7 protein-coding genes are annotated in these 8,497 nt (G+C 41.0%); all 7 read right to left on the reverse strand.

Annotated elements, in window-relative coordinates:
- Nucleotides 1-87: 87 nt before the first annotated feature.
- Nucleotides 88-2,643 (reverse strand): M1 family metallopeptidase, encoded by a 2,556-nt coding sequence (locus tag Hs30E_RS09770; protein WP_172209768.1) that lies wholly within the window; start codon nt 2,641-2,643, stop codon nt 88-90.
- Nucleotides 2,644-2,798: 155 nt separating this feature from the next.
- The gene (locus Hs30E_RS09775; RefSeq protein ID WP_172209769.1) at nt 2,799-4,091 is read right to left on the reverse strand and encodes an adenylosuccinate synthase; all 1,293 of its coding nucleotides are present in this window, start codon (nt 4,089-4,091) and stop codon (nt 2,799-2,801) included.
- Between the two features lie 157 nt (nt 4,092-4,248).
- Nucleotides 4,249-4,641 (reverse strand): hypothetical protein, encoded by a 393-nt coding sequence (locus tag Hs30E_RS09780; protein ID WP_172209770.1) that lies wholly within the window; start codon nt 4,639-4,641, stop codon nt 4,249-4,251.
- Between the two features lie 8 nt (nt 4,642-4,649).
- Nucleotides 4,650-5,273, reverse strand: a complete 624-nt coding sequence (locus Hs30E_RS09785; protein WP_172209771.1) for a DNA-3-methyladenine glycosylase I — start codon at nt 5,271-5,273, stop codon at nt 4,650-4,652.
- Nucleotides 5,274-5,423: 150 nt separating this feature from the next.
- Nucleotides 5,424-7,052, reverse strand: a complete 1,629-nt coding sequence (gene groL, locus Hs30E_RS09790) for a chaperonin GroEL (RefSeq protein WP_172209772.1) — start codon at nt 7,050-7,052, stop codon at nt 5,424-5,426.
- A gap of 264 nt (nt 7,053-7,316) precedes the next feature.
- Nucleotides 7,317-7,601 (reverse strand): co-chaperone GroES, encoded by a 285-nt coding sequence (gene groES, locus Hs30E_RS09795; RefSeq protein WP_172209773.1) that lies wholly within the window; start codon nt 7,599-7,601, stop codon nt 7,317-7,319.
- A gap of 248 nt (nt 7,602-7,849) precedes the next feature.
- Nucleotides 7,850-8,497: GBS Bsp-like repeat-containing protein (locus Hs30E_RS09800; protein ID WP_172209774.1), on the reverse strand; the 648-nt coding region annotated here is incomplete at its 5' end.

An 8,497-nucleotide genomic window follows, 5' to 3' on the forward strand; every position in this document is an offset into this window, starting at 1 on the left:
GCTGAAAATTCAGCATAAATCATAACTCAATCATATCAAAAATGGAATCTAAAAGTAAATTTTGCTTTAGCAAAACGTAACTCATGTTTAGACTTTTTTTGGGACATTTTCAATTTCGCTTGACAGCGCGATTTGCACTTTTTCTTTCTGCGCACCAAGAAGTGCGATTTTAGACGTGATTTCCGTTTTTGCCATTTCGATAAGTCGTTTAAATGCTGGCTCGTCCTTGAATGAATCGGTAAATTTTGTGAATTCGTTGAGCTTGTCAGCTGTGTCAAAAACATTTCCGATGAACTCGATAAAGTCGCCAGAAGCCATATCTCCGCCCAGTTTCTCTTGAACCCACTCCCAATTTTCCGTAAGCCATTTAAATGCTTTCGCCTGAGAAAACTCACGACGAATCAAAGACGCAAACCAAAAACGTAAATCCTGTGGTTTAATTAGCGCTGTCTTTCGATATTGAGAGAGGATATAATCAACTGTCGCCATTTTTTTCGTACTAGAAACCGCCAAATTCAACTCACGTTGGAATTTTTGGTCAGTCGTTTTAGCATAAGCCTCAAAATATTGCCTAACCAAATCAGCCGTTTCATTTTCTGTGATTTCATTTTTCAAAACAAGGGGACGACTGTCAGCGGGGATACTGTGAATATCAGCCTTATGTTTAGCAAAAAGGGCTGATGATTGGGTGAGCGCATCTGCATTTTCAGCATAAATTTCCCATGAAATGGGTAAGGCGCGGAGTTGCTCATCATTGAAAGACTCGCCCGCAATTTTATCCCAGCCCAAACGCTTGTACTGCTTTTCAAACAAATTGCCGACAAATGTTTTGAAATTCTTTTCAGATTCCGAAGACTCATCAACAAAGATTTTAAGCGCATTTAAAGCCTGTGTCATTGCCGTGTTGACCACATTTGACGATTCATTGTCAAATGTGGCAAGCAACTCTACCAAGTCAGCGTAGTCAGACAAACCGCCCTCTGCTAATTTCAAAGCAGATTGAATGAGCTGAACTTTTGTTATATGATCGAAACTGTCAATTTTTGAGACAATTTTTTCGTTTAAGTCAGTCGAATATTTGACCAAGTAATGTGCGGCGTTTTGTGCGTTAAACAATAGCGGTTTGTCGCCATTTTCAGCTGACAATTTGGCGAAATTTGGTAGGCGAACTTCTGCTTTTGATAAAACATCTGGCAGTCCAGTCCAGTTGCTATTCAAGGGTATTTGCCACAAACGTTGCTTGTCAACACCCTCACCAGTGAAGAATTGTTGTTGTCGCAAAACGAGCGTGTCTTTTTCTACCGAAACACTCAAAACTGGATAGCCAGGTTGGTCAATCCACGAGGTCATAAAGGCTGAGACATCACGTCCTGACGTTTTCGACAAGGCTTCCCACAAATCGCGCCCTACGGTATTGCCATACTGATGCTTGTCAAAATAGGTGTGAAGTCCCGCCGAAAAGTCGGTGTCCCCTAGCCACTTACGGAGCATAACCATGAGCCGCGCGCCCTTGGCATAGACAATCGCGCCATCAAAAAGCGTGTTAATCTCGTCGGGATGGTTGACAGCAACATGGACACTCTGCACACCGTCAATCGCATCACGGTTGAGCGCCATAGTCGCCTCGGCAGTCGAAAACTGCTCCCAAATATGCCAGTTAGGCTCGATACTATCAATCGCCACGTACTCCATCATATTGGCGAACGACTCGTTGAGCCAAAGGTCATCCCACCACTGCATCGTCACAAGGTCGCCAAACCACTGATGAGCAAGCTCGTGCGCAATGACTAGCGCAACATATTGGCGAGTGGCAAGCGTTGAGTTGTCGGGATCAGCGAGGAGCGCCACCTCGCGATAAGTGATACAACCCCAGTTTTCCATAGCCCCCGCCGAAAAATCCGGCAAGCCAATGTGCCAAGAATGTGGCAACGGATAAGCCACATTAAAGTAAGACTCATAGAACTCTATCACACGAATTGCAATATCAAGCGGAAAATCAAGCGCTTGTGGTTTGTGTGCCTTGGTCGCAAAAACACCAACTTTTGTGCCATTTTTCGTTTGTCCTAGTTTTGACTGCAAGTCACCTAAAACAAAGGCAAGCAAATAAGCTGACATTTTGACTGTCGTTTCAAAAGTATGGATGCCATTTTCATTTGATATTTCTGGCATATTTGAGACGATTAACTCGCCGTCTTGTTCGTCAAATTTGACTGAAAGGTCAAAAGTTGCCTTAGCTGCTGGCTCATCAATGGCCGGAAAAGCTTGCCGTGCAAAATGCGTTTCAAATTGCGTGCCGACTAATTGTTTTTTCACACCACAAACTTCATAATAAGACGGATAAATACCTGTCATATTATCGGTTAAGGCAGCTGAATAAGTAAAGGCAACTGTAAGTTTACTTGGTGCTGAGATTTGAAAATTGACCGTTTCCTCATCTTCATCCAAGCTAAAGGCAACTGTTTGACCATTGACTACAACTGCTGTAATCGCTAAGTCTTTTTGGTGGAAAGCTAGGTCAGTCGCAAATGCCTCGCCTGTGACCGTCACTTTGCCCTCAAAACGTTTCGTCTCGCGGTTAATATCCAGATAAATCTGGTAATGCTCTGGTTTAAAATCGTCATATAAATGTTTAAATTCGCTCATTGTCTGCCTCCGTTTTTATACTTTATTATACCAAAATCTCGGGAAAGACGGCTGATTAAGATATGCTTTATTTTAACAAATAAAGAGACTGGGACAAAAGTCGAAAATTAGCATAATTTACCTAATTTTCGACTTTTATTCCAGCTTCTTTCTGTTTACAAAATACCCCAAACACTTTCCAAAACATTGGTTTGATCACGATCTGGCCCAACTGAGAATGTCGAAATCTTCACACCCACAAGTTCTGACACCCGACGCACGTAATTCTTTGCCGTTTCTGGCAAATCATCCAAATGACGAACGCCAGTAATATCCTCAGACCAGCCTGGCAAAGTTTCGTAAATCGGCGTGCAACGTTGCAGGGTTTCAAGACTAGCAGGATAGTAGTCAATGCGCTCGCCGTCAAGGTCATAAGCGACACAAATCTTCACTTCATCAAGACCCGTCAACACATCAATCGAGTTGAGCGACAGATTAGTCAAGCCAGACACGCGACGAGAATGGCGCATCACCACGCTATCAAACCACCCGACACGGCGCGGACGACCAGTTGTCGTACCATATTCATGACCGACTTCTCGGATTTGATGACCGATTTCATCGTTCAATTCCGTTGGAAATGGTCCATCACCAACACGTGAGGTGTAAGCTTTACAAACGCCAACAACTTTAGAAATCTTCGATGGACCAACGCCTGAACCGATTGTCACGCCACCAGCAACTGGGTTTGATGAGGTCACATATGGATAGGTTCCTTGGTCAATATCAAGCATAACACCTTGCGCACCCTCAAAAAGCACACGTTTACCCGCATCCAAAGCATCATTTAAAATAACAGAAGTATCTGTCACATACTTTTTGATTTGTTGCCCATAGTCGTAATATTCATCGAAAATTTCTTGGAAATCAACGGGGTCAACTTCATACATTTTGACAAATTCACGATTTTTTTGTTCAAGATTAATTTTCAAACGTTCAGCAAAAATGTCCTTGTCAAGCAAATCAGCAATCCGAATACCAACACGCGCTGCCTTGTCCATATAAGCTGGACCGATTCCTTTAATCGTTGTACCGATTTTATTGTCGCCTTTGGCATCTTCTTGGAGCTGATCGAGTTTGATATGATAAGGCAAGATGACGTGCGCACGGTCAGAAATTCTCAGATTGTCCGTTGTAATGCCCGCCTCATGCAAATAAGCAAGCTCTTTGACCAACGATTTCGGATTGACCACAACACCATTTCCGATAACTGAAATTTTTTCAGGATAGAAAATGCCAGACGGAATCAAATGCAGTTTATACTTTGTACCGTCAATCACAATTGTGTGACCCGCATTATCGCCACCTTGATAGCGTGCAATTACTTCCGCATTTTCACTGAGGAAATCTGTGATTTTCCCCTTACCCTCATCGCCCCATTGGGTGCCGACAACTACTACTGATGACATATTTTCTCCTTATTTTAACTTCAAACATCGCTTGCATTATCTGCAACACTTTATTATAGCAAATTTGACTGAATATTGCTACAAATCTGTCACTTTTTCTACGTAAAATGTCTGAAAAGTTCGGATTTATGAATTTTTTAAAACATCAGTTATTGTTTTAACTAGGAAATATACTAAATAAAACAAACAAAATGATTGCTAATATCAAAAAAATAGATGTCCAATTTTTATTACGTACAAAAAATAACGAACTGTAATTGCTCAAACTTATTCGTATGAATTTGAGTGTCAATTTACCATATTTTCTCTTAGGAAATCGCTCTTTTTGTTGCATCAAAATGGTTTGAAATTCATCATCTGTCAATTCTACCTCATTTTTTACAAATAAATGTGTAAATATCAAGTTTAATAAAGCCGCAGAAAACAAGATAACTGGTGCAAAATATTGATTACCGGTCGGGAGATTATTCTGATTAAGAAGAACAGTAAAAAATGAAATAACAAACGCTACGACAACCCATCTTCCTTTTCCTTTGTAAATGATAATCATTTTCATCCTCACTTTCTTTTGTCATCTAACACAAAGTTAGTTGTATTTTTGCTTAATTTTTGTTTGCGCAACGTAGCAAGTTCCGCTTTTCTAAAACACGTTTCTTCATGGTCATCAATCACACCGACAGCTTGCAGATAAGCATAGATAATCGTTGTGCCGATAAACTTGAAACCACGCTTTTTAAGGTCTTTGCAAATGGTGTCAGACAACGCATTCTTCGTCAGAAAACCATTTTTGAGTGGCTGACGAACTTGCGTTTGACAAGTCACAAAGCCCCACAAATAGCAATCAAAACTGCCAAATTCCGCTTGAATTTCCTGAACTCTCAGCGCATTATTGATAATAGCTTGAATTTTCAACCTATTTCTGATAATTGCCACATTTTGCATGAGTTCAGCAAATTTTACCTCATCAAATTTGCCAACTTTGACAATATCAAAATTTTCAAAGGCAACATAAAAAGCTGGCGTTTTATTAAGTACCGTTGACCAAGACAACCCTGCCTGCATCAAATCTAAACAGAGCTTAGCATCATCATGCACTGCCACACCCCAGTAAGTATCATGATAATGACTTTCAGAAGTTGAACCAGTTGACCAAGCACAACGCTGTTTTTCTATTATTTTCATCTATTTCTATTATATCAAAAAAACTGGATTTTTCGTCCAGTTTTTCGTAAAACAAATAAAGTGTAGTTTTTGGCGAATAACTTTTCTGACGAAGAACAATGGAAAAATTATCGTCAAAAAGTATAGATTATTTGTTTACAGTTTCTAATATTACATCATACCTGGCATGCCACCCATACCACTCATATCAGGCATAGCTGGTGCTGCTGGTTCAGGTTTATTGGCAACAACAGCTTCAGTTGTGAGAATCAAGCTCGCAACACTGGCAGCATTTTGCAAAGCAGAACGTGTCACTTTAACTGGGTCAATAATTCCTGTTTCAATCATGTCAACCCATTCGCCAGTCGCAGCGTTAAAGCCAGTTCCATTTTCCGATTGTTTGAGCTTGTCAATGACAACTGAACCCTCGTAACCAGCGTTTTTCGCAATTTGACGAACAGGTTCTTCAAGCGCACGTAAAACGATATTGCGACCAGTCAACTCATCTCCCGATAGGTCAATTTCAGCAACCTTGTCAATCACATTGACAAGCGCTGTCCCACCGCCAGAAACGATACCTTCCTCAACTGCTGCACGTGTGGCATTCAGCGCATCTTCAATACGAAGTTTCATCTCTTTAAGCTCCGTCTCAGTCGCTGCACCAACCTTGATAACCGCTACACCTCCCGACAATTTCGCCAAACGTTCTTGCAGTTTTTCGCGGTCAAAATCAGAAGTTGTCTGCTCAATTTGCGATTTGATAACCGCAGTGCGATTGGCAATCGCATCTTTAGCGCCCGCACCCTCAACGATTGTCGTTGTCTCCTTGTCAACCGTGACTTTGCTAGCTTGACCAAGTGACTCAACTGTCGCATCTTTAAGCTCAAGCCCGAGATCTTCGGTAATAACCGTACCACCTGTGAGAATGGCAATATCTTCTAACATGGCTTTACGACGGTCACCAAACCCTGGTGCTTTGACTGCAACAACATTGAACGTCCCACGAATCTTGTTGAGGACAAGCGTTGGCAAAGCCTCACCGTCCACATCATCAGCGATGATTAGGAGCGGACGACTTTGTTGCAAGATTTGTTCCAATAACGGCAAAACATCTTGAATACTTGAAATCTTCTTGTCTGTGATGAGAATGTAAGGGTTGTCCAAATCAGCGACCATTTTTTCGTTATCAGTCACCATGTACTGAGATAAATAACCGCGATCAAACTGCATACCTTCAACAACATCCAGCTCAGTTTCCATACCTTTTGACTCTTCAATCGTAATCACACCGTCGTTGCCGACTTTTTCCATGGCCTCGGAAATGTAATCGCCAACTTTTTCAGAACGCGATGAAACCGCTGCAACTTGGGCAATGGCTTCTTTGCCAGAAACCGGAATCGCAATGTTTTCAAGCGCCTCAACAGCTGTTGCAACAGACGTTTCGATACCGCGACGAATGCCGATAGGATTCGCACCCGCTGTCACATTTTTAAGCCCTTCGCGAACGATAGCTTGCGTAAGAACCGTTGCTGTCGTTGTCCCGTCGCCAGCGATGTCATTGGTTTTTGAGGCAACTTCGCTAACAAGTTTAGCACCCATATTTTCAAAATGGTCTTCAAGCTCGATTTCTTTGGCAATTGTTACACCGTCATTTGTAATCAAGGGAGAACCGAATGACTTTTCAAGTACAACATTGCGCCCTTTAGGACCAAGCGTTACTTTGACTGTATCTGCTAAAATATCGACACCACGCACCATTGCCGCACGCGCATCTGATGAAAATTTAATATCTTTTGACACTTTTTTACCTCCTGAGTGTAAGATGTTGAGATGACGGTCTTGAGTCGTCGTTTTTTAGAATTCTATCACGAAAACGTAATAAACAATAGAACTAGACTCAAGGAATCGAAACTCAACTCATATTTTTTAGGACATCTCTAAAAACTGCTAAGGAAAGATAGCAATTTTTTCATGCACCGAGTAACCGCAGGTGCACATCTTTTTATTGTCTGCGATTTTATGAGCTGACAAAAATGGACGAATCTGAGTTTTTAGAGATGCTCTTTATTCTACGATTGCTAAAATATCGCTTTCGCGAACGATTAAGAGTTCGTCTGTCCCATCTTTGATCTGTGTTCCTGCAAACTTCTCAAAAATGACGACATCGCCAGCGGCAACGCTTGGTGCAATCACATTACCATGATGCGTCCGTACACCCTCGCCAACAGCGACAACTTCCGCCGTCGACGGCTTTTCTTGCGCACTTGTCGCAAGCACAATGCCACCAACCGACTTCTCTTCCTCTTTTTTAACACGTAAAACAATACGATCACCTAATGGTTTCAACATTTGGTAAGCCTCCAATTATTTTTAAATTTTTGGCACTCTCTGTGTTCGAGTGCTAACAATTTAATTATACTCATTTGGATGGCGTTCGTCAAGAGATTTGTGATTAGATTTTTTTAGTGTTAGTATAAAGTGATTTTACACTTTCCAATTATTTTTGACAATCACAATTTATATGTTCGAGTAATAAAACCTTAATTATACTCATTTGATTAAAGTTTCAAGTATTCCCCAAAACATAGCAAACGCGACTAAAATTTAACACTTAAATTATTATTAACTGCTACTGCTGCTTGCTTGTCACCATTGTAAGCATAAGCATGAACGTGATAAGCACCACTTTGTTTTTTGTGATTGTTACCATCAAATGTCACTAGATACTCGCCATCCTTCACTTTAGTTGCTACATACCACTTCAAATCATCTTGACCATTAGCATCTGACCAAATTGGAACTTTAACAGTAACACTTGATACGGCATTAGTTTTGACACGAACTTTAAATTCACCTGCAGATGGATTACCCTCTATAGCCGTACTAATAATCTTCGGTGCTTCATAAACTTGCAAGTTATTATTAACCGCTACCGCTGCTTGCTTGTCACCATTGTAAGCATAAGCTTGAACGTGATAAGCACCACTTTGTTTTTTGTGATTGTTACCATCAAATGTCACTAGATACTCGCCATCCTTGACTTTAGTTGCTACATACCACTTCAAATCATCTTGACCATTAGCATCTGACCAAATCGGAACTTTAACAGTAACACTTGATACGGCATTAGTTTTGACACGAACTTTAAATTCACCTGCAGATGGATTACCCTCTATAGCCGTACTAATAATCTTCGGTGCTTCATAAACTTGCAAGTTATTATTAACCGCTACCGCTGCTTGCTT

The organism is Pseudolactococcus hodotermopsidis (genome assembly GCF_011170085.1).
Taxonomy (GTDB): Bacteria; Bacillota; Bacilli; order Lactobacillales; family Streptococcaceae; genus Pseudolactococcus; species Pseudolactococcus hodotermopsidis.